This is a genomic window from Paenibacillus protaetiae (assembly GCF_004135365.1).
Lineage (GTDB): Bacteria > Bacillota > Bacilli > Paenibacillales > Paenibacillaceae > Paenibacillus_AP > Paenibacillus_AP protaetiae.
The window spans coordinates 1,850,315-1,871,307 of sequence record NZ_CP035492.1 but is presented as its reverse complement, the minus strand read 5'-3'; the positions used below and the strand labels follow the sequence as shown (position 1 = coordinate 1,871,307).

Annotated in this window: 23 protein-coding genes and 2 pseudogenes; 21 read left to right on the top strand and 4 right to left on the bottom strand. The window is 54.4% G+C overall.

Annotation, left to right across the window (positions count from 1 at the left end; genetic code table 11):
- Nucleotides 1-8 precede the first annotated feature (8 nt).
- The 10 genes and pseudogenes from ET464_RS08570 to ET464_RS08520 all read left to right on the top strand — a co-directional run bounded on the left by ET464_RS08570 (nt 9) and on the right by ET464_RS08520 (nt 8,519).
- A complete protein-coding gene (locus ET464_RS08570) occupies nt 9-785 on the top strand; it encodes a cysteine hydrolase family protein (RefSeq protein WP_129440061.1) in 777 nt (258 codons plus the stop codon).
- 25 nt (nt 786-810) lie between these two features.
- Complete coding sequence (locus ET464_RS08565) at nt 811-1,245, top strand: cupin domain-containing protein (protein ID WP_129440059.1); 435 nt, start codon at nt 811-813, stop codon at nt 1,243-1,245.
- Between the two features lie 65 nt (nt 1,246-1,310).
- Nucleotides 1,311-2,504 carry an amidase gene (locus ET464_RS08560; RefSeq protein WP_129440057.1) on the top strand — a complete coding sequence of 398 codons (1,194 nt, stop codon included), beginning with the start codon at nt 1,311-1,313 and terminating at the stop codon, nt 2,502-2,504.
- 213 nt (nt 2,505-2,717) lie between these two features.
- On the top strand, nt 2,718-3,530 hold the full coding sequence (locus ET464_RS08555; RefSeq protein WP_129440055.1) for a creatininase family protein: 813 nt from the start codon (nt 2,718-2,720) through the stop codon (nt 3,528-3,530).
- A 21-nt stretch (nt 3,531-3,551) separates the two neighbouring features.
- The gene (locus tag ET464_RS08550) at nt 3,552-4,415 is read left to right on the top strand and encodes a fumarylacetoacetate hydrolase family protein (protein ID WP_129440053.1); all 864 of its coding nucleotides are present in this window, start codon (nt 3,552-3,554) and stop codon (nt 4,413-4,415) included.
- A 66-nt stretch (nt 4,416-4,481) separates the two neighbouring features.
- Nucleotides 4,482-5,735, top strand: a pseudogene (locus ET464_RS08545) (amidohydrolase family protein); the annotation flags it as partial.
- Nucleotides 5,736-5,935: 200 nt separating this feature from the next.
- Nucleotides 5,936-6,715: a DeoR/GlpR family DNA-binding transcription regulator gene (locus tag ET464_RS08535; protein ID WP_129440047.1), complete on the top strand. Its 780-nt coding sequence runs from the start codon at nt 5,936-5,938 to the stop codon at nt 6,713-6,715.
- A 324-nt stretch (nt 6,716-7,039) separates the two neighbouring features.
- A pseudogene (locus ET464_RS20850) lies at nt 7,040-7,428 on the top strand (phage holin family protein).
- Nucleotides 7,429-7,580: 152 nt separating this feature from the next.
- Nucleotides 7,581-7,988 carry a YhjD family protein gene (locus tag ET464_RS08525; protein WP_129440045.1) on the top strand — a complete coding sequence of 136 codons (408 nt, stop codon included), beginning with the start codon at nt 7,581-7,583 and terminating at the stop codon, nt 7,986-7,988.
- A 141-nt stretch (nt 7,989-8,129) separates the two neighbouring features.
- Entirely contained in the window at nt 8,130-8,519 is a 390-nt protein-coding gene (locus ET464_RS08520; protein WP_129440043.1) for a cupredoxin domain-containing protein, read from the top strand.
- A 100-nt stretch (nt 8,520-8,619) separates the two neighbouring features.
- Here ET464_RS08520 and ET464_RS08515 read toward each other — a convergent pair whose 3' ends face one another.
- Nucleotides 8,620-8,871, bottom strand: a complete 252-nt coding sequence (locus ET464_RS08515; protein ID WP_129440041.1) for a hypothetical protein — start codon at nt 8,869-8,871, stop codon at nt 8,620-8,622.
- Between the two features lie 101 nt (nt 8,872-8,972).
- Here ET464_RS08515 and ET464_RS08510 point away from each other — a divergent pair, with 101 nt between their 5' ends.
- From ET464_RS08510 to ET464_RS08465, 10 genes are all read left to right on the top strand, one after another.
- Nucleotides 8,973-9,260, top strand: a complete 288-nt coding sequence (locus ET464_RS08510; protein WP_129440039.1) for a Dabb family protein — start codon at nt 8,973-8,975, stop codon at nt 9,258-9,260.
- A 143-nt stretch (nt 9,261-9,403) separates the two neighbouring features.
- A complete protein-coding gene (locus ET464_RS08505) occupies nt 9,404-9,823 on the top strand; it encodes a DUF86 domain-containing protein (protein ID WP_129440037.1) in 420 nt (139 codons plus the stop codon).
- Nucleotides 9,824-10,032: 209 nt separating this feature from the next.
- On the top strand, nt 10,033-10,533 hold the full coding sequence (locus ET464_RS08500; RefSeq protein ID WP_129440034.1) for a hypothetical protein: 501 nt from the start codon (nt 10,033-10,035) through the stop codon (nt 10,531-10,533).
- Nucleotide 10,534: 1 nt separating this feature from the next.
- Entirely contained in the window at nt 10,535-10,924 is a 390-nt protein-coding gene (locus tag ET464_RS08495; protein WP_129440032.1) for a YtxH domain-containing protein, read from the top strand.
- 196 nt (nt 10,925-11,120) lie between these two features.
- Complete coding sequence (gene racE / locus ET464_RS08490; protein WP_129444218.1) at nt 11,121-11,930, top strand: glutamate racemase; 810 nt, start codon at nt 11,121-11,123, stop codon at nt 11,928-11,930.
- 144 nt (nt 11,931-12,074) lie between these two features.
- The gene (locus tag ET464_RS08485; protein WP_129440030.1) at nt 12,075-12,962 is read left to right on the top strand and encodes a M14 family metallopeptidase; all 888 of its coding nucleotides are present in this window, start codon (nt 12,075-12,077) and stop codon (nt 12,960-12,962) included.
- A 102-nt stretch (nt 12,963-13,064) separates the two neighbouring features.
- Entirely contained in the window at nt 13,065-13,304 is a 240-nt protein-coding gene (locus tag ET464_RS08480) for a hypothetical protein (RefSeq protein ID WP_129440028.1), read from the top strand.
- 56 nt (nt 13,305-13,360) lie between these two features.
- Nucleotides 13,361-13,660: an iron-sulfur cluster assembly accessory protein gene (locus ET464_RS08475; RefSeq protein WP_129440026.1), complete on the top strand. Its 300-nt coding sequence runs from the start codon at nt 13,361-13,363 to the stop codon at nt 13,658-13,660.
- On the top strand, nt 13,660-13,884 hold the full coding sequence (locus tag ET464_RS08470) for a YuzB family protein (RefSeq protein WP_129440024.1): 225 nt from the start codon (nt 13,660-13,662) through the stop codon (nt 13,882-13,884). Before ET464_RS08475 ends, ET464_RS08470 begins: the two co-directional genes overlap by 1 nt.
- Before the next feature lie 74 nt (nt 13,885-13,958).
- Nucleotides 13,959-15,344 carry a PDZ domain-containing protein gene (locus ET464_RS08465; RefSeq protein WP_165279955.1) on the top strand — a complete coding sequence of 462 codons (1,386 nt, stop codon included), beginning with the start codon at nt 13,959-13,961 and terminating at the stop codon, nt 15,342-15,344.
- A gap of 175 nt (nt 15,345-15,519) precedes the next feature.
- Here the strand turns inward: ET464_RS08465 and ET464_RS08460 are convergent, their stop codons facing one another.
- Together ET464_RS08460 and ET464_RS08455 are read right to left on the bottom strand one after the other, a co-directional pair.
- On the bottom strand, nt 15,520-17,544 hold the full coding sequence (locus tag ET464_RS08460; protein WP_244226719.1) for an LTA synthase family protein: 2,025 nt from the start codon (nt 17,542-17,544) through the stop codon (nt 15,520-15,522).
- A gap of 42 nt (nt 17,545-17,586) precedes the next feature.
- Entirely contained in the window at nt 17,587-18,723 is a 1,137-nt protein-coding gene (locus tag ET464_RS08455) for a THUMP domain-containing class I SAM-dependent RNA methyltransferase (RefSeq protein ID WP_129440018.1), read from the bottom strand.
- 193 nt (nt 18,724-18,916) lie between these two features.
- Here ET464_RS08455 and ET464_RS08450 point away from each other — a divergent pair, with 193 nt between their 5' ends.
- Nucleotides 18,917-19,549, top strand: coding sequence for an O-methyltransferase (locus tag ET464_RS08450; protein ID WP_129440016.1), 633 nt, complete (start codon nt 18,917-18,919; stop codon nt 19,547-19,549).
- A gap of 84 nt (nt 19,550-19,633) precedes the next feature.
- On the opposite strand, the gene ET464_RS08445 is transcribed toward ET464_RS08450, so the two are convergent.
- Complete coding sequence (locus ET464_RS08445) at nt 19,634-20,848, bottom strand: MFS transporter (RefSeq protein WP_129440014.1); 1,215 nt, start codon at nt 20,846-20,848, stop codon at nt 19,634-19,636.
- Nucleotides 20,849-20,993: the final 145 nt, after the last annotated feature.

Below are 20,993 nucleotides of genomic sequence, written 5' to 3'. Positions count from 1 at the left end.
GTGTGCGTATGTTTCGGCTTGGCCATCCCTCAAATTATTGGTGCATCTCCGGAAGCGACGTTAATCTTGTCCGCCACCCGCTTCCGCGGCGAATTGTCACAATTGACGCGGAGCCGCAAATGCTGACCTTGGATTTAAGCCATACCGCCATCATCGTGGTTGATATGCAAAACGATTTTTGCAGCGAAGGCGGCTGGGTGGACAGCATCGGCGGCGACTTCGAAGCGCTTCAGGCGCCGGTCGGGCCGCTGAACCGGCTCCTTCCCGCTTTGCGGCAGGAGGAGGTGCCGGTCATCTGGCTGAACTGGGGCAACCGCCCCGACCGGCTGAACTTAAGCCCGTCCGTTCTGCATGTGTACAACAGTGACGGCGAGGGCAGCGGCATCGGCGATCCGCTGCCGCTGAACGGCTCCCGCGTGCTGGAGAAGGGCAGCTGGGGAGCGGACCTTGTACCGGAGCTGGTGCAGGCGCCGGGCGATATCTACGTGGATAAATACCGGATGAGCGGTTTTTGGGATACGCCGCTGGACAGTATTTTGCGGAATATGAATATCCGCACCGTGTTGTTTGCAGGCGTTAATTTGGATCAATGCGTCATGGCAACTTTGCAGGATGCGGTCAATTGCGGTTACGACAGTATATTGCTGGCCGACTGCGCCGCAACGAACTCGCCCGGTTTTTGTGCGGAGGCGGCTTTGTACAACATTAAGCAATGTTACGGCTTCGTGTCCGATTCGGGCGAGCTGGTGCAGGCAATGGCGGCCCAGTTGAAAACGAGCGTGTAGCAATAAGGCAAAGGAGAGAGGAACGATGGCGACAATTCCAGGGTTGGTATACGGCAATTTCGAGGATTGCCCGGTCCATAAAATTTCCGCGCGGGATACGAATAAGTTTGTGCTGCTGTGCGACCGGACGGAGGTTCCGTTTGTGTCGTTTGTTGAAATTTTTGATGTAGGCGGCCGAACGCCTTCCAATGAGCATCAGGAAGCTTCGGAATATTTTTACGTGTTGAAAGGAACGGGATTGGCGAAGGTCGGCGAATTCGAAACACCGCTGAAGCAGGGCTCCTTCGTTATTGTGCCTCCCGGCAACCATCACGACATTATTAACACGGGCGACGAGAAGCTGTATACACTGACGACGATGATTCCGGACGAACGGTTTTCGGATTTGATCAAAGCCGGGCCTAAAGCGAGCCTGGACGAAGACGATTTGCAAGTGCTGAAGGCGGCTTTCGCCGGTTAGGGAAGGAGGTCGGCGTTCGCGATAACGCCGCTTCCAGGGTGTGCATGAGAATGGGGGAGCAAGCGATGAACGACTCGTGGAACGCATTTTTTCGTGAAGATATCCGTCTTGAAGCAACCGGCAGCGGCTTGCTGGACGGAAAGACGTTTGGGCTAAAAGATGTATTTGCCGTCAAAGGGCATGTGTCCGGCGCGGGCAATCCGGATTGGCTGCGCACGCATGAGCCGGCCGAACGGAACGCCGCCGTCGTAGACCGGCTTCTGGCGCAAGGCGCCCGGCTTCGCGGGATGACGCATACCGACGAGCTGATGTACAGCTTGAACGGGCAAAATTTCCATTACGGCACGCCTATTAATCCAAAAGCGCCGGACCGGCTGCCGGGCGGCTCGTCCAGCGGCTCGGCGGTTGCCGTAGCCGCTGGATTAACCGATTTTGCCATCGGCACCGATACCGGCGGCTCGGTCCGCGTGCCTTCCGCTTATTGCGGCATATACGGCATTCGCCCGACACACGGTGCCGTAACGGCGGACGGCCTCATTCCGCTGGCTCCGCGTTTCGATACCGTCGGCTGGATGGCGCGGAATGCCCGCTTGCTGCTGCAGGTTGGAGAAGCGCTGCTGCCGGACGCTGCCGCAGGCGGCGGGTTCACCCGGCTGTACTGGCCGGAAGAGGCATGGGCGATGGCCGATGAGCCAAGCGCTGCTCTGCTGAAGCCAATTGCCGAGCGGCTTGCGGCGGATATTGCACCGCCTGAGGCGATAACTGTCGCCCCGGAAGGGCTTGATGAATGGATGCGGGTATTCCGCGTCCTGCAGGGGCTGGAGATCGGAGAGATACACGGCGCTTGGATTAAACGGGAAAGCCCGGTGTTTGAGCCAAGCATTGCCGAACGGTTTGATTGGGCCGCAGGGCTGAAACGGAGCGAAAGCGAAGGGGAAGAGCGGCTGTGCCGCGAAATCCGGGCAAGGCTGCGCGGCCTGCTGGCGGATGGCGGGCTGCTCGTGCTGCCTACGATTCCAGGCCCGCCGCCGCATCGCGATATCGGCGGCAAAGCCAACGAAGAGCGGCGTTCGCGTACGATGCAGCTGTCGTGTATCGCCGGTTTATCCGGCTTGCCGCAAGTGACGATCCCCGCTGCGGCTGCAGACGGAGCGCCAATTGGCTTATCCGTCATCGCGGGAGCGGGCGAGGATTTGAAGCTGCTGCGCTGGGTAGACGGCTGGACGTCCCGCCACTCGAGCTTGTTGGCGCAAAGCTGACAGACAGCGAGTGCCGGAGAGAACGCGCGGGTGCCGAAAGCGGTACCGGCATAAGCCGGTTGTGTGGCACCGTATTGCCGACAGCATCGCCGGCATATGGCCGGCGGTGCTGGCACATTAATCCAGCAGCGAAGTTATTGCGATGCGCCGGGCTATGACCGGCAGCTGCTTTGCAGAAATATAAAAACAACAGAAGCGACAGGGGGCCATCCTATGTTTACACGATATGAAGGAACGGCGTGGGAAAGCAAATTTTTACCGCGCTTAACCCGCAAGCAGATTGGCGAGCTGCCTAAAGAAAAGGCGCTCGTCGTCTTAAGCATCGGGGCGGTTGAGCAACACGGCGACCATATGCCGGTCATGACGGATGCGCTGATCGGGGAAGCGACTTTAACAGAGGCGCTGGAGAAGCTGGACCCGGCCGAGCAGGTATGGGTTATTCCTCCGATTTCCTATGGCAAAAGCAATGAGCATATCGGCATCCCCGGCACGATTTCGCTGTCGGCCGCCACGCTGGCCGGCATCGTCAAAGATATCGCGGCAAGCCTTCAGGCGAGCGGGTTCCGCAGGCTGCTGCTGTTTAATACTCACGGCGGCAATATGGATTTGCTGAACGTTATTTCGCGGGAGATCCGGATTGCGACGGGCATGATGGTCTTTTATTTGTCGCCAAGCAGCCTGGACGCTGCTTCGGATTTGATGGCGCCGGAGGAGCTGGAGTTTGGCATTCACGGCGGCGATTACGAGACGTCGATCGCCATGCATGTGAAGCCGGATTGGGTGCAGGAACAATACCGGGTGAAGGAAATGCCGCGTATGGAGCGGTTTGATTATTTGACGCTGGAGAGCAAAATCCGGTTTGCGTGGAAAATGGACGATATTTCCGCCAGCGGCATTTTGGGGGATGCGACCGCTGCGACGGCGGAGAAAGGCCGGATTATTCAGGAGCGCGTTACCGATATTTTGGCCAAAGCGTTTGCGGAATTAAGCCGGTTTGAAATCGACGAATTTTTGCAGGTGAAATAACCGGAGAAGGTGGGGAAAGCGATGAAGCTGGCGACGATAAGCGTACGGGGCATAGAGCAAGCGGCAGTCGTAACGCCGGGCGGTTACGTGTTAATGGAGACGGTCAATCAGCTGGAGGGAACGGGCTGGAGCACCGATATGTTTGAGCTGGTGGCCAGCGGACAGCTGGCGGGTCTAACCGACTGGTACAACGAAGGCGGCTGGGAAGCGCTTGAAGGGCTGGAGCGCGTTGCGCTTTCCGAAGCGCAGGCCGCTCCTCTTTACCGCCATCCTCGCAAAATATGGGGCATCGGCATGAATTATGTGACGGATCCCGAGGAGCTGAAGCATGTGCCGGAAGGGTCCGAGCCGGTCAGCTTTATGAAGCCGGACACGACGATCATTGGCCCCGGGAATGCGATACGGCTGCCTGTACAGTCGGCCGAAGTCACGGCGGAAGCCGAGCTTGCAATCATCATCGGCAAAGAATGTCGCAGCATCGAAGCGGAAGAGGCCGGCGCGTATATCGCCGGTTATGCGGCGGCGCTTGATGTGACGGCAGCGGACATTCACGCCCGCAATCAGCGTTTTCTCACCCGCGCCAAAAGCTTCGATACCTTTTTCAGCTTTGGATCGGAGCTGCTGACAGCGGATGCGGTAGACGATGTGGCGGCGCTGCAGGTGGAAACGTGGCATAACGGCGAGCAACGGCATGTGAATGTAATCTCTAACATGCGGTATCAGCCGTCGCTGATCGTGGCGTTCCATTCGCAGGTTATGACGCTGCTGCCGGGAGATGTCATTCTCACAGGCACGCCGGGGGCGGTCCTGATTCGGGACGGCGATACCGTGCAATGCCGGATTAGCGGCGGGTTAAGCCCGTTATGCAACCCGGTATCCGTTTAGCCCGCCCATCGGGAGCTTTCGCATCACGGAAGCTCCCGATTCGTTTATGTGAACAGCAAAGGGGAAATGACGATGGAACACCGCCTTGAAATCATTAATGCGCGTCTGCCGCTTGCCGATGAGCGGTTATGGTATACGCTTCGCGCAGTGAACGGAACGTGGACGCATGTCGAAGCCCAGGAAAGCTATTTGCCCGCTGGCGCCGGTACGCCGCATTTGACGCTGGACGGTTACGGAGCTGATCGCTCCAGCATGCAGGACGCTCCCGTCACGGGCGGCTCCTGTATGCTGGATGCGGAAGGGAAACTGGTACTGCCGGGTTTTGTCGATGCGCATATGCATTTGGACAAAGCCTTTTCCCTTCGCCAGGTCGGGAACCGCAGCGGAACGTTAGCCGAGGCTATCGGCAATTATTCGGAAATGGCACCACACTTTACGAAAGCGGAAATCTATGCCCGAATGGCCAAAACGGCTCTGCTGGCGATCGGTTACGGTACAACGGCGATTCGTACACATATTGATTTCCATGCGGCTGCCGGCAGGCAAGTAGCGCTGCAATCCATCGAAGCCGCGCTGGAGCTGAAGCAAAAGCTGGCCTCGCAGCTGGAACTGCAAATTTTTCCGATGGTCCCTTACCGTTCTGCGGGTGCGGATGTGCTGGAGCTGATTGACGAAGCGGTTGCCATGGGCGTGACCGGCATCGGCGGAGCGCCGCATCTGGCGGACGATCCGGACCGCAATATCGATCTCCTCTTCAAGCTGGCGGACCGGTACGGCTGTCCGATTGACCTGCATACGGATGAATCCGATGATCCCCGTAAAAAAACGGCGTTAACGGTCGCGCAAAAAACAATTGATTACGGCTTCCGCGGCCGGGCGACCGTCGGCCATTTATGCTCCCTTGCTTCTATGGAGCCCAAGGAGGCGGATGCGGTTATCGCCCGTATAGCGGAAGCGGGGCTTAATGCGGTGACGCTGCCTGCCGCCAATCTGTATTTGCAGGGCCGGGGGATGACAAAGCCGCCCGCAGAGGGGTAACGCGCGTACAGGAGCTTATCGCGGCTGGTATTCCAGTAGCCGCTGCATCTGATAATGTACATGATCCGTTCCATCCGTTTGGGCGGGGCGATCTGCTGCAGATCGGGCTTATTACGGCATATGGCGCGCATATGGGGTCGCCCGCCGACCTGCGTACGCTGCTCCGGATGATGACGGTAGTGCCAGCCGGTATACTCGGCTTGCGCGATTACGGCATTGCGGCCGGCCATACCGCTGATTTTGTCATTCTCGATGCGGGCACGCCGGATGAGCTGTTTACGATGATGCCGGACCGGCGCTGGATTTACCGCGGCGGCGCCTGGCTGAAGACAGCGGCGCCGCCCGCAGGATGGGAATTGCCCGAACTGGCGGCGGAGTGGGCGCGGTACGGCTCTCACGGCTTATAACCGGCGCATGTCTGCGGTAACCGGCTGGTGCCTTGGGCTGCGATGCCCGATTGATGAACTAAGGAGGGATGCGGCATGCTGATGGGCACAAGGCGGCATGAAATAATGCGGATGCTGGAGCAGCAAAATCAGGTCACGATTGTGGAGCTTGCTGAAAAATTCCGGGTTTCCTCCATGACGATCCGGCGCGATCTGGATTTGCTGCAGTCCGAGGGGAAAATTCAGCGTTCCCATGGCGGAGCGGTCCGGATTCAGACTTTCGCGGGAGCCAGCTACGAATACCGGTCTCAGCAGAACCAGCCTTTGAAGTCCGCCATTGCGAAAGAAGCGGCGAAGCATGTGCAGGACGGCATGAGCCTGATTCTGGACGCCGGCTCGACGATTGCCGCTTTAATTGATGAGCTGGAGCCGTTCCGCCATCTGAAAATCATTACCCGCGATTTGAACACGGCGCTGCTGCTGGCGAACGAGAAGCGTTTTGCGACATTTGATGTCTACTGCACCGGCGGCCGCCTCAGCAAATGGGCAGGCAGCCTCGACGGGCTGTATACGGAAAAAATGCTTGCCGGCGTAACGGCGGACATTACGTTCTCTTCTTGCGAAGCGGTATCGCTCGTCAAAGGGGCGATGGCGTGGTCGCCCGTAATCGTTGGCGCCAAGCAGGCGGCGATGAGCGCGGCCGGCAAAAATATTTTGCTTGCGGATTCCACGAAATTCGGGTATCACTCGTTTGCCATTTTTTCTGCTCTGGATCAATTTGACAGCGTTATTACGGATGATCGGCTGGATGAATTCGAAATCAGCCGCTTCCGTGCCGCCGGGCTGCCGCTGACGGTGGCCAGAACCAGTCTATAAAGCCGTAACGGCTGGATTTTCTTTCGGGCAAAGGCTGCCCTCCGGAAGAACAGCCTTGGATAATCCGGTTCCGAAACCAGACACGGGAAGCTTCTAAACTACCGCATTGCAGGTAGATTTAGAGGCTTTTTTTAATGTGCGGACGCCGGGCCGGCTCCGGCCGGAACGGATAGCCGGCTCACAGCGGGCATGGGCGATAGCCGTCCGGAACGGGCTGATGCCACAATTGATAGAATCGGGCTTTTTACCCGCGCGAAGTATAACGGACAACCTGATTTTTTCCGCATAACATACAGCATGGTTGTACAGAGATGAGGTGTAAAAATGCCATTTGTAATGCTTTGTTCGGTTTGCGGGGCAGCCGGCGCTGTCTTGACATTTACGTTCGGTAAATGGTCGGAGGCGCTTACCGTGCTGTTAATTGGGATGGGCCTTGATTACTTGACCGGCGTGCTGGTTGCGTTGAAGGATAAAAAGCTGAGCAGCGCCGTCGGCTTCTGGGGCTGACCCGAAAAGGTTTGACGCTGTTAATCATTATGCTGTCGCATCGCATTGACCTGTTTCTGGACTTGAATAATGCGACGATGGGTGCGGCTATTTACTTTTATACGGCCAACGAGCTGATTTCTATCGTGGAGAACTACGGGAAGCTGGGGCTTCCTTTGCCGGACCGGCTGCGTAAAATTATTGCTGCGTTGAAGGACAAGACGTAACCCGGATGGAATGAAAACATGAGGAACAAAGAAGGGGACGCAGCTGCGAGGTGAAAGGCCCTTTTTTTGCTTCTATTGCATGGACAGGCTTTGCGGGGATATAATAAAAAGAGAACAAATGTTCTTATTATGTACCGCGGGAGGAAATAGCGATGGCTGCAACAACAAAAGCGGATGAACGCGCAGACGGTGAGCCGTCCGGATTACAGCCGCCGGTTCAGACGGAAGAAGAGCTGGATCTGGTGAAACAATACGTGCTGCTGGGCATCGTGCTGCGTATCCTGGATCATGATATCGGGGTAATCGGCTCCGCCTCTATGAAGCTGCCCCGGCTGTACGATTCGCTGCTGCGCGCCGTACAAGACCGGGTGCTGCTGGATATGGCGGCGATCCGCAAAGATTTCCGCAGCAAAGGAATTAAAATATATGAGCAGCGCCAGGACAAAAACGGGCTTGAAGCACAGTATGTATGCCGAGGTTATCATCACCGGTTCTATATGGTATGGGGATTTGTAAAAGCAGAGTCCGAGCGGGTGTTAAAAACGTATTTTTCGCAATAATGGATAATTCGCGCTTTTGTTCATGGTTTTGCCATAAATATAAAAAAACTTTCCACAATAAACAGTTTAAGGTTGAGAACTTCAGACCATCTTATTAATATAAAGAATAGACATTATTGCCGCAAAGGGGAGCATATTGCAATGCACAAATGGGTTATGTTTGTCCTATTCATTGCCGCCTCGCTTCTGGGAGTGTACTTGCTGACATTCGGATTGCCTGAGAAACCAGTTGACGAAAGCGCTTCGCTGCCGGAAGGGATGACGCTGCTTAAAGTGTCTGCCTCCAACGATTTTGTGTATGACCAAGATGTTTATACGGTTAAAGTAGGAGATAAGGTTAGACTGAAGCTTTCGAACAAAAGCGGTATCCATGGCTTGAAAATCGAAGATCTGAACGTGGATTTGGAAGGCGATCATCTTCAGCAGGATATTGAGTTCACGAAACCGGGAGAATATGTGATGCATTGCTCGGTGCCATGCGGGGTTGGCCACGCGACCATGACGGCCAAGCTTATTGTAGAAGGTTCATAAAGGATAGAAAAGGAGCCCGGAAGGGCTCCTTTATCGTATCCGCCGGCCGGGATCGGCCTTTTGCAGGTCTGTAACGGCTTGCCGGCTTGTTCCGTATGTCTTAAGTACGCGAGCGGCGGCTGCTCCGCAAAATGATCCGGTCGGCGATATAGCCGATCAGCGCCCAGGTCGCAACGGTAAGGATGTACATCAACATTACGCTTACGTCATGGACATCGTAAAACAAATCCACGAACCAGGCGGGCACGCTGAACATAAAGAAAATCATATTATGCGGGTCGTACCCCGTATAATTGTACAAGCAAACGGCCAGTCCGATCAGGGTGGCCGCAATCGTTACCGGATAACGCATGGAGGCATCGAACCTTTCGTATAAGATTGCCGTAAAGAGAGTGCTTGGGTTATTATGTGACAGAAGGGAATTTGTCATGCGAATGCGGAGGAGGAAATGAAATGATTACACATATCGTGTTTTTTAAGCTGAAGGACGGCAGCGCCGAGAATGTGGAACGTACAGCTCAGGTGCTTCGGGATATGAAAGGGAAGATTGATGTGCTGAAGTCGATCGAAGTGGGCATTGATGTGGTGCATTCCGCCCGTTCCTACGATATCGCGCTGGTGACAACATTTGATTCGCTTGAAGCGCTGGAAGCTTACCAGGTACATCCGGTCCATCAGAAAGTGATTGTACATATGAACGAAGTGCGCGAGTCTTCGGTCAGCGTGGATTATGAATCTTAAGGAGACATAGAACCGGATATGGGCGACGTTTATGAAATATTGACTTATTTAATTGTCATTATCGTAAGCGCTATAATTATGGTGCCTTGGCTGAAGCGCCGGGCGGCTAAAAAGAAGAAGCAAGTTTGAAAGCAGGCGAAATCATGTACTACGTAAACGAAGAGCAAATCGCGATCCGGCTGCAGACGATTCCGGCGGTTGCGGAAGCGCTGAACAAGCTGTCCGCGGAGTGGAGCGGGACGCTGATTGAAGGGCTGGCCCAGGAGCGCGCGCTTCATCTGGCAATCGAAACGGTAACGGATGTAGGCAGCTTTTTGATCGACGGTTTTATTTTGCGGGATGCCAGCAGCTATGAGGACATCATTGATATTATCGGGGAAGCTGGAGCGTTCCCGGAGCACCTGTCCGAGACGCTTACGGAGCTGGTTAAGCTGCGCAAGCCGCTTGTGCAGGATTATTTTGAGCTAGACCGTACACAGCTTCATCCGTTAACAGGGCAGCTTGGAGCTGTACTGCATGCTTTTAAAGACGCCGTTGAACAGTATTTGAAGGACGAGCTGTAATTTACCGGAGCTTGATGAGTGATACAGAAGGGCAAAAGCGAAAAGGAAGGATTCCTGACCATGAGACAGGGACTCCTCCTCCATGCGCTTTTGCCTTTCTGTTTTTTTATTTTTGAACGTTGTGTCAGGATAAGCCTAACCTGCTTATAATGGCAATACGAAATGGGCATTCGTCTAGTTTGACGCCACATATGAAGGAGGAGACGCCTATGACGGTGATGGAATGGAGTGCAGTGATTGCGGCTGCAGCTTTTGTAGGGCTTGCCGCAGGTCTGCTGATTGCACTGCGGATGCTTGCTGTAAAAATGCAGGCGATGCTGGTTTTGGCAGGAGAAGCGAAACAGGAAGTGCAGCAGCTGGCACAGCAGTATGCCAGGCTGGTGCCGCCTGCCGAGCAAGCGCTGAAGTCCGCGAACCGGCAGCTGCAATCGGCGAGCCGCCTGTTTGAAGCAGCGGATCAAATCGGCGGGGCGATTGAGCAGTCGACCAGAGCCGTCCATCGCGTTTCCTCCGTATTGTCGCATCAAGCGGCGCAGCATGTGGAGCGGGCGGCGGAAAAAAAACAAATCGGCGAAGCTTTTGAATGGATGGAAATTGGCATGGCAGCGTGGCAGCTGTGGCAGTCCCGCCGAAAAACCGCCGAAAAGAACGCCGGCTCCGAATGGCAGCGCACAGATGAAGGGCACCATAAGGTCGAAAGGAGCGAATAATATGTCTACTCGCAAGCAAGGAAAAGGATTTTGGTTAGGCGCATTGGCAGGAGGGGTTGCAGGCTCTATCGCAGCTTTGCTGCTTACTCCAAAAACGGGAAAAGAAATGCGGCATGATATTTCGGTTGGGGCACATAAGGTTGGGGATGTTACGGTGAAAGTTGCCAGCCAAGTAGGCGAAACGGCATCCGATATGGCGGAAAAAGCAAAACAAATGGGAAGCAAAGTGGCCAGTACGGTGAAATCGTGGCGCGGCGCCGGCACCGAAGAGGAGCTTGCTGCTGTCAGCAGCCACCATTCCCGCCAGGAAGAACTGGAGCTTGCATTTTCTGATCTGGAGCTATTCGGAGAAGGCAAGGACGAAACGGACAGCGATCCGGCCCGCTCATAACGGCGGTGAAACGCCAATTGAAAAACCTCCCCTACAAGCGGCGCAGAGGCTGTTGTACCGGAGGTTTTTCGTTTGCGGCGTTGGGGATGCCTGCGGCAAGCGAAGGTACCTTTTAGCTGCAAAATACATATGCTACTAAAGTTTCACCAGCTTCTCAGAAAGCTCGACAACTTTGCGCAAAGAAAGCGGTGTGCTTGTGCAGCAGCCAATTGCAGTATTGGATTCCGGAGTAGGCGGGTTGACTGTCGTCAAAGAAATTATGCGCCAACTGCCGCGTGAGAAGGTTGTTTATTTCGGGGATACGGCCCGCACGCCTTACGGTCCCAGGCCTTCCTGGGAAGTTGTCCGTTTTACGAGAGAAATCGTGGATTATCTGCTTCAATTCCAGCCCAAAATGATTGTTATTGCTTGCAATACGGCGACAGCGGTAGCGCTGGAAGATATCCGCTCCCGGGTGGACGTTCCGGTTATCGGCGTCATTAATCCCGGGGCGAGAGCGGCGGTCAAGCGTACGCAATCCGGTTGTATCGGCGTGATTGGTACGCAAGGCACGATCAACAGCGGCGCCTACGATATGGCGTTAAAGGAAATAACACCTCATGTGAAAGTGATCAGTGAAGCTTGTCCGGAGTTTGTCCCCCTTGTAGAGCAAGGCAATTTCCGTTCAGAGGAGACGTACAGAACCGTGTTGTCTTCGATTGGCCATTTGCGCAATTATCCGATGGATTGCCTTATTTTAGGCTGTACGCATTATCCTTTTCTAACAGAAACGATTGCGGAAGTGATGGGGGACAAAGTGAATTTAATCAGCTCGGCGGATGAAACCGCTCGTGACATCAGCACGATTCTCCATGATCAAGGCAAGCAGGCGCGGTCGGAATTAATGCCGGTTCACCAGTTTTTTTGCAGCGGGGATGCCGGCCTGTTCAAAATGATTGCCCAGCAATGGCTTGGGGAACAAATTCAATTAACTCCGGTTGTATGGCAGGTCAAGCAAATCGGATAACCCCATTGGCACCGCTCCGGCCGTTACGGCTATGGGCGGTGCCAATTGGTTTTTTTACGGGTCTTTGCCCGCCGCCCGGTTCATAGCATGTAGAGAGCATCCGCGCTTTCGGGTTGTTAACACGCGAACAAGGAGGCGTATCCTATGTATGGCTATTCCCGCGTTCCGGGGTATCATTTCAGCTTGTTTCGGGCGGACTGTGACCTGCTGCTCCGCAAATATCCGTTCGTCAGAGCGTATGCGGTCGGCTGCAGCGTGCTGGGCAAGCCGCTTATTGCGCTCCGTCTGGGCGAAGGCGGCAGGCCTATCCACATGAACGGTTCTTTTCACGCCAATGAATGGATTACATCAGCGCTGCTGATGCGCTTTCTGGACGATTTGGCCGGCTCTTATGCTGCTGGGGAAGCCGGAGCCGCCCGCTTATACAAGGAAACAACGTTATGGGCGGTGCCGATGGTTAACCCGGACGGAGTCGATTTGTCGTTGTTTGGGACAACAGGCATCCTGCCGTTGGATCGGCAGCTGCTCGAGTGGAATGGAGGCAGCGGGCGGTTTGACCAGTGGAAGGCGAATATCCGCGGCGTAGATTTAAACGACCAGTTCCCTGCGGGGTGGGAGGAAGAAAGGCTGCGGCGCGGAGTCGCAGGCCCGGGACCGCGGGATTATGCCGGGATTTGCCCGCTCAGCGAGCCTGAAGCGCAAGCGATGGCCAGCTTCACCATGTCCATTCCGTTTGATACGGTGATCGCGCTTCATACACAAGGCAAGGAAATTTATTGGAACTACAAAGAATATGAGCCGGCCGATGCGGAGGAGCTTGCAGCGCGGCTTGGCCAGGCCAGCGGCTATAAGCCTGTAAAGCTGACGGACAGCGATGCAGGGTACAAGGACTGGTTCATCAAACGTTTCCGCCGCCCGGGTTTTACGGTTGAAGCCGGCGAAGGCGTTAATCCGCTGCCTTACTCGGATGTTCCGGCTATTTATGCCGAAGTGAAGCCGCTTCTGCTCGAAGCGATGCAATGGCGCCGGTGATCAGCGGGAGGGCTTTGCCGCCTTCCCTCTTGGCGTGTTAGAATAACCTCTTTCGGCTATGCTAACAGCGACCGATTTTGAAGCGGGAGGGGACTTGAGCGAATGCGAAAGCTGCTTTCACTCCGGCATTGGAAGGATACGTTCGTCCGCGTTTTCCGGCTGCTGGGATCTAAGGATGTCGCTTTGGCGGACAAACTTCTTTTCACGATTCCGGTGCTGCTGTATTGGGTTCTTCCCGATGCGCTTCCGCTTATGCCGTTTGACGATATTGCGGTAACGATGATTGCTGCAGAATGGTTTGCCGGGCGGATGGAGAAGAAGTATAATAATAAAATCAAATAATACTGGCATTCTTTTTGAGTATGCCATAAACATAGCTGAAGGAGCTGGGGAACGTTATGAAATGCAAAATTTCGCGCAACGCCGCCAAAATATTAAAGCTTGAATTGGACAAGCCTGAAAACGAAGGAAAAAAAGTACGCGTATACGTAACGCATGCGCACGGCGACCATGCCCATTACGGCATGGCGATTGACGTACCGGGCGAGAAGGACGCGGTTGTATCGACAGACAAGGATATCGATGTCATTTTGGAGGAAGGAAACGCTTTTCTCGACGGCATCCGCATCGATTATTTCTATGTACCGCAAGAGGGCTTTGAAATTACAAATCCATCCTTTGGGACACATAATCACTAATGGCGGTTAATGACATTCGCGTTTGCGACCAATGCCAAAGCGTGAAGCTGAAGACATTGCTTCCGAAGCTGCAAAAGCTTTCGCCGGATGCCGAAATAAAGGTCGGCTGCAAATCGTATTGCGGCCCGTGCAAAAAATACGCCTTTATTTATATTAATGGCCGTTATATAAAAGCAGCAAACGAAGACGAAGCAGTCGAAAAAATCAAGCCCTACGTGAAATAACGAAAGCAAATGAAAGAACTCGCCGCAGACCAGATGGCCGGGTTCTTTTTTTGCAAAAGGTGAAAAGAGGGATCATGTTGACCGTGCAGCGCAGCCGTTTATTTTATTTGGCAGGCACAATTGGAGTATTCATAGGCATACTCGCAGGCGAGCTGATCTGGATTGCGGATCCCATCCGGCTGCCTGGCGGAGCGGAATGGATTGATCTTATCAATCCGCTTTATTATGGGATCTGCTTGATCCCTTTGTTATGGCTGATAGGAGCTGTCTGCAGCGCAGCTGCCGCCTCCGGGCTTCGGAACCGTATAATCGGGATTGTATCGGCGGTGTTGTCCGGCGGCTCGCTTATCGGTTTTTTTGCACTGCAGCGGCATCTGCTGATTGCAGTAAGCCTGCTTGTGTGCGCTTGGCTTTGGACGCTGGTGGATTTGTTTGCGATGGAAATTTCGGCGCGGGCTTCAGCGGGATCAGGCCGGCGGAGATGGCCGTTGCGCTCTACGGCAACGCTGCTTATCATCCTTGCGCTGCTCGTGCTGTTTGGCTGGCCAACCTCCTACCGCGTTACTTATCCGGGACTGACGATGCCGATGAACCGTTATGCGCATGTGGAGGGCGGTTCTTCCGGCGGCAGCATTAACGGCGTATTGGTATTCGAAAGGCCGGCTTTTCCGGCGGACTGGCTGTACAAGGCGGTATTCCCGGATTACGAGCTTGATCAGGTAGGTCCTGACGAACCTCCGCTTGCAGAACAATATACGGAAGTGCTGGAGATGAAAAATGATGCCAACAGCGTGGCCGGAGCGATTGCTATGCAGCGGGCCGGCGTCGGCAAAGGCATTACTGTGCAGGGGGTCAAGGTGGCGGCGATTGTGGCAGGCAGTCCGGCGGACAAGCTGCTGCGGGCCGGGGACGTGATCCGGCAGCTTGACGGCCATGGTATTGACGATTTGAATGCGATGACCGCTTATATGAAGCAAGTGAAAGCCGGAACAGAGGTGAACGTGACCTTGAACCGTGAAGGCAAAACGCTGACAGTCAAGGTGCCGACCAAATCGTCGGAGGACGGCGATAATCGCGCCGTATTCGGCATTTCTGTCCAAAATGATCTGGTAATGGACATCCCGCTGGGCGTTTCGTACCGGCACTATATTGCCCATATCGGCGGCCCTTCGCATGGAGCTATGCTGACGCTGGCCATACTGGACCAGCTGACGCCGGGCGGTGTCACCCATGGCATAAATGTAGCGGGTACAGGTACGATCGAAGCGGACGGTTCGGTTGGCCCTGTAGGCGGCGTACGGCAAAAGGCTTACACGGTCAGCCGTACGAATGCGGACGTCTTTTTTGTCCCGGCCGACGAAGCGGATGAAGCGTATCAAGGAGCGCCCGACCTGAATATCGTGCCGGTGAAGACGCTGGACGATATTTTGAACTGGCTGGCGGCACATAAAAAAGCATAGGGAGTATGAACGAAAAACGAATCAAGACAAACAGAAGACGGCCTAAGTCCACGAAAGGAGGGCGAGGGCCGTGTTTTTTGTACGGGAGAAATAAATCAAGCGGGAATTAAGATAAAAAGACCGCCAGCTATGGCGGTCTTTTGGTTGTGACAGACAAACTTAAGTATTAGAGCATCTACTGCTTCCCGGCGCTTGCGTCTGCTGCTTCGCTTGCCGCCTTCGCCTTGGTAGCGGCAAGCTCATGCAGCTCCGGAATGAGATCATTCGTCACGATCAAGTCCGAATGGGACAACTCGTCATGGACTTGCTGCGTCATCGGTCTGCACTCGTCTAAATCTACGGCTACGCCGCCAGTGTCGATGCTAAGGCATTGGCTGCCCGTACCCAGCCCGTCCGTGGAAGGCATATAATACACATGCCCGTCTGTGTAGGAGCCGTTCCTTAATACGATGACTTTATGCTCTGCCGGCTTTTCCGTCAGCAGCGGCGTGCCGAGCATCATTTGATCCGCGGTTGAAATACCGAGCAAATGCATAATGGTTGGAGCGATGTCCAGCTGTCCGCCGACAGCTGGATGGACACCGGCTTGCGCGCCGTCCGGCAAGTGGACAAGCAGCGGAACCTGCTTCAAAATCATTTCGCGGTCCAGCTTGTTTAATTTTTTGCCCAGAAACTTCTCGAATGTATCCCACTCTTTGATGGAATTGTCGTGATCGCCGTAAAAAACAAGAATTGTGTTGTCCCACAGCCCTTTTGCCTTCATCTGTTCGACCAGCACGCCCAATGCGGCGTCGACATAATGGACCGCCTGCAAATAATCGCCCATCAGCGTGCCGTCAAGCTCGCCTGTATTCAGCTCTTTCACGCTGTCCGGAAGCGTAAACGGATGATGGCTGGACAACGTAATGAGGAACGAGTAAAAAGGCTGCTGCTCTTTCGCCATCAGATCTACCGACTGGGTGAAAAAAGACTTGTCTCCGACCGTCCAGCCGACATGTTCATCTTCGATGAAGCTTTTGCGACTGTTAAACTGGTCGTATCCCATGTTGGCATACATATTGTTCCGGTTCCAGAAGCCGCCGTCATACGCATGAAATGCCGCAGTGTAGTAGCCGTTATCCTTCAGAATCGAAGGCGTACAGTCGAACTGATGCTGCGCATACATAATAAAAACAGAGCCGTTCGTTACCGGCTGCATCGAGCAGTTGGCTGCAAAATCGGCGTCAGATGTCCGTCCTTGCGCGGTCTGGTGGTAAAACTGGCTGAAATAGGCGCTTTCCCCGATCAGCTTGTTTATATTCGGCGTAACCTCCTGGCCGCCGATGGATTGTCCAACGACAAAGTTCTGGAACGCTTCAGCTTGCACCACAATGGCGTTGCTTCCTTTATAGGCGCCAAACAGCTTGTCCTGCTCCAGCTCCTTGCGGGCTTCTCCGCGCGACTGCATATAGTCGAGGGTTGCAGCCGCTTGTGTGGCGGATACGCTGCCGCCGTCCAGCCAGTTTTGCTTGGCGTAACGGTAAATATCGTAGCCGTGGAAACCAAGCACGCCGGTCAAGTTGTACAGCGAGACGTTCCAGTAGCTTTGCTCGAACAGCCCTTGCGCCCAAGTGCTTCTGGCGTCCTTGATTGTTCCGAAAACAAAACCGTAGCCCGCCGCAAAAACAACTATGCTGATGCTTGCGCGGTAAGCCGCTGTTTTCCAGCCGAACCGGCGGCGGGCAGGCAAATCGCGTTTGCCCCTGAACAGCAAATACAGCAGGAATAGGAATACGAAAGGCAAATCCGCAAGCAGCTTGGCGTCTTTAATATTCAGCAAAGTCGTGATGCTGCCGCCCAGCGACTCCACTTGACCGGCCTGAAACAACACCGGCACGGAAATAAAGTCCTGGAAATAGCGGTAATAAATCAAATCGGCGTAAACCACAAACGTTAATATAAAATCGATAATGATCAGAGCGATGAGGCGGCCGCGAACGGGCAGCCATAATGTCCAAAATCCGATTAACGCAAGGGTGCCAAGCGCCACAAGCGCGTCCGTCTGGTTCATGTCCATGTACTGAACGTGAATGAGGCGGTCGAAGAAATACAGCTTAAGCAGCATGACGGCCAAAAAAAGCAGAAAGTCCGCTCCTTTGAGCCTTTGAAAGCTTTGCAGCATAAAACGGCAGGTTTGCCGAAACCAATTGCTTGCCGGCATTTCAGCTCTCATCCTTTCGCATATCCGCTTTGTTCGTGATGATTAGCGTCTAGGAGGGAGCGGACCAAAAAATTGATAGTATTGACACTCAATTCGCCCGTTGAACAGCTTTCTTTTTTTGTCGGCTTTACGCCCAAAATGATGCTCAAACGTTTTGGCCGGGCTGATCGCAAAATACGACCAGGTTGGCAGCGACTTCGCTACAGCGCCGAGCTGGCGGATTGCAATATCGGCTTGTTCGACATCGCCAAGCCGCTCACCGTAAGGCGGGTTCGTGACGATGCAGCCGTAATCCCCCGAAGGCATCGCTTTCGAAACCGGCAGCACCTGCAGCTTGATGTCCTTGCCGAAGCCGGCACGGCGGACAGCCGCTTCCGCCACTTCAATCGCCTGCGGATCGATATCCGAGCCGGCGATTTCCAGCGGCAAATCGTCCTGAACCGCGTCGTACGCCTCTTCTCTCGCTTGCTCCCACAGCTCCTCCGGCACGAGCGGCCAGCCTTCGCTGTTAAACGACCGGCGGATGCCCGGCGCAATGTTCCAGCCTTTCATCGCCGCTTCAATCAGAATGGTGCCGGAACCGCAGAACGGATCATACAGCGGGCGGTCCGGGCGCCAGCGGCTGATGTCGAGCAGCGCGGCCGCCATCGTTTCTTTAATCGGCGCTTCCGTAATTTGCTGGCGGTAGCCTCTTTTGTGCAAGCCTGCGCCCGTCGTATCAAGCGTAATCATCGCCACGTCGTTCAGCAGCCATACCTCGATGACAAAGCGCGCTCCATCCTCCGGGAACCAGTCCGTTTTGTAGCGCTCCTTCATTTTTTCGACGACTGCCTTTTTGACAATGCTTTGGCAGGCCGGTACGCTGGACAGCTGCGATTTGTGCGAGCGTCCTTCGACCGGAAATTCGCCGTCGCCCGGAATCCAGTCGGGCCAGTTAATCGCTTTCGTTCCTTCAAACAGCTCTTCAAATGTGGTAGCCGGGAACTCCGCCATTTTGACGAGCACCCGGTCCGACGAGCGGAGCCACAGGTTGGCGCGGCATATATCCAGCGGCTCGCCGGCAAATATGACCCGGCCGTTCTCGACCTGCTGGTCATGATAGCCAAGCTCCTTCAGCTCGCGCGATACGATCGCTTCGAGCCCCATCGGGGCGGTAGCTATAAGTTGAAGCTTATTCATTCATACATCTCCTTCGTAGTTAAACGCTTTCGAATGCCGTAAACAGCCGGCTATTCGGGCTGTATGCGGCCGTTTTATCCGTTAGCCGGATGCCTGTGTATAGAGGCGTAGTTGTCACGTGTCGGACAAAATCATACAATCAAGTATAGGACAAAGCAACAAGTATTTACAAATTGTAAATTTGGAGAGATTGATGATGATGACTGACGAACAATATGTAGAATCGTTATATAAGGAAGACGCTTCGCTGGAAGCGGTCCATCTAGGAATCCAGGAAGCCGGCATGCAGGATGTATCCGTTGCGGCAGGGTACGGCAGGCTGCTTACGATGCTGGCGAAGATGTCAGGCGCCAAGGCGGCGCTGGAGATTGGGGCGCTGGGCGGCTATAGCGGCATTTGCCTGGCGCGCGGCATTGGCGAAGACGGCCATATTACGTCGCTTGAGCTGCTGGAGCGCAATGCAGAAATTGCCGGCAAGCATATGGCGGAGGCGGGATACGGCGGACAAGTTGCCTACATGGTGGGAGATGCCAAGGAAAGCTTGCAGCAGCTTAAGGCCGAAGGCAGACGGTTTGATTTCTTTTTTATTGATGCGGACAAAGAAGGGTATCCGGTTTATTTGGATTACGCGCTGGAGCTGGCGAATCCGGGGGCGGTTATTGTTGCGGATAATATCTTGCTGCGGGGAAGAACTACGAACGAAGCGAAGCAAGGCCCGGCGGTGCAAGCCGTCCGCCTGTTCAACGAGCGGATTGCAGCGGACGAGCGTCTCTTAAGCACCGTTCTGCCGGGTTATGACGGCCTGGCCGTTGCAATTGTAAAATAAAGTCGGCTGCATGATGCAGTCCGATTTACAAAAAAACGTGATTCCCCGTAACGGATGGAATCACGTTTTTTTGTGCGTGCGGAATCATACATTTTTTTGCTGCACCGGCACGTTGCGGATCAGCTTCTGCCAAACCCAGAACATGTTCGCGAACAATAAGACGGATGAAAGCACAAACAGCCCTTGAATGCCGATGCTTCCCGATAATGCGCCGCCGACAATCGGCCCGGCCATATTGCCAAGCGCAAGCATGCTGCTGTTAAAGCCGTACGAGCGGCTTTCCATCCCGTCCGGCGTATATTTGCGGATAAGCGAGTTAACGGAAGGGTTCAGCCCGCCAAGAAAGATGCCGAGTGCGAAACGGGAGGCAAGCAGCGACCACACATGGTGGGACAACGCCTGCGGAATAAAACAGAGCGCTGCACCGATCAGCGATACGCTGAGCACTTTTACGGAGCCTATTTTATCGCTTATTTTCCCGAGCAGCGGTGAAGCAATCATGTTGGATAAGCCGGTAACCGAACTGACGAGGCCGGCCCAGAACGCCAGATTGGGACCGTTGCCGTGCAGCTCCTGCACAAAAAGCGGGATCAGCGTCATCGGGCTCATCATGGCGAATTGAATAAGGAAGGTAACCGTGTACAGCGAAGATATACCGGGCACCTTGATCAGTTTTTTTAATCCCTCCCTGACGGAAATCGTGTGCTTCGACGCAGCTTTGGACCGGTCGAACGGGTCTTTCACGACAAAAAAAGCAAGCATGGAGGCGGCGAACATTAACGCGCCGGTCAAATAAAAAATCGGGCGGTAGCCGATGGAGTCCGCAAGCAAGCCGCCGATGAGCGGCCCGAGTATTGTGCCGGCAATCCCACCGGACTGCAGCGTGCCCATCGCAAAGCCAACTTTGCTTTTGGGCGTTGTCGCAGACATCAGCGATACGGCTCCGGGATTAAAGCCGGAGATGGTGCCGTTCAGCAAACGGAGCAGCAGCAGATGCCATGGCGTCGTAGCGAAGCCCATCAAGGTCATGACGATGGCCATGCCAAAGCCGGAGCGCAGCAGCATCACCTTGCGGCCGTACTTATCGGCGTATTTGCCCCATATCGGCTGGAAAATAAATGAAGTCACAAAGTTGCCGGCGAAAATAATGCCTGCCCACACGCCGATTTCGTGTTTGTCGCTAAGACCCAAATCAAACTGCAAGTAAAGCGACATAAACGGGATAATCATCGTCATCCCTGCGTTAATAAGAAACTGTCCGAACCATAATACAATCAGATTTTTTTTCCACTGTTCCATAGAAACTAGTATACCATAGGCTATTTATGCCCATGCACCGGCGGATGGGCCAGTGATTTGGAGCACGGTTAAGCATGGCAACCGCCAGACGCTCCATTTTCTTCTATTAGCTTTGTAAACGGCTCATTTGGTTGTATAGCACAAT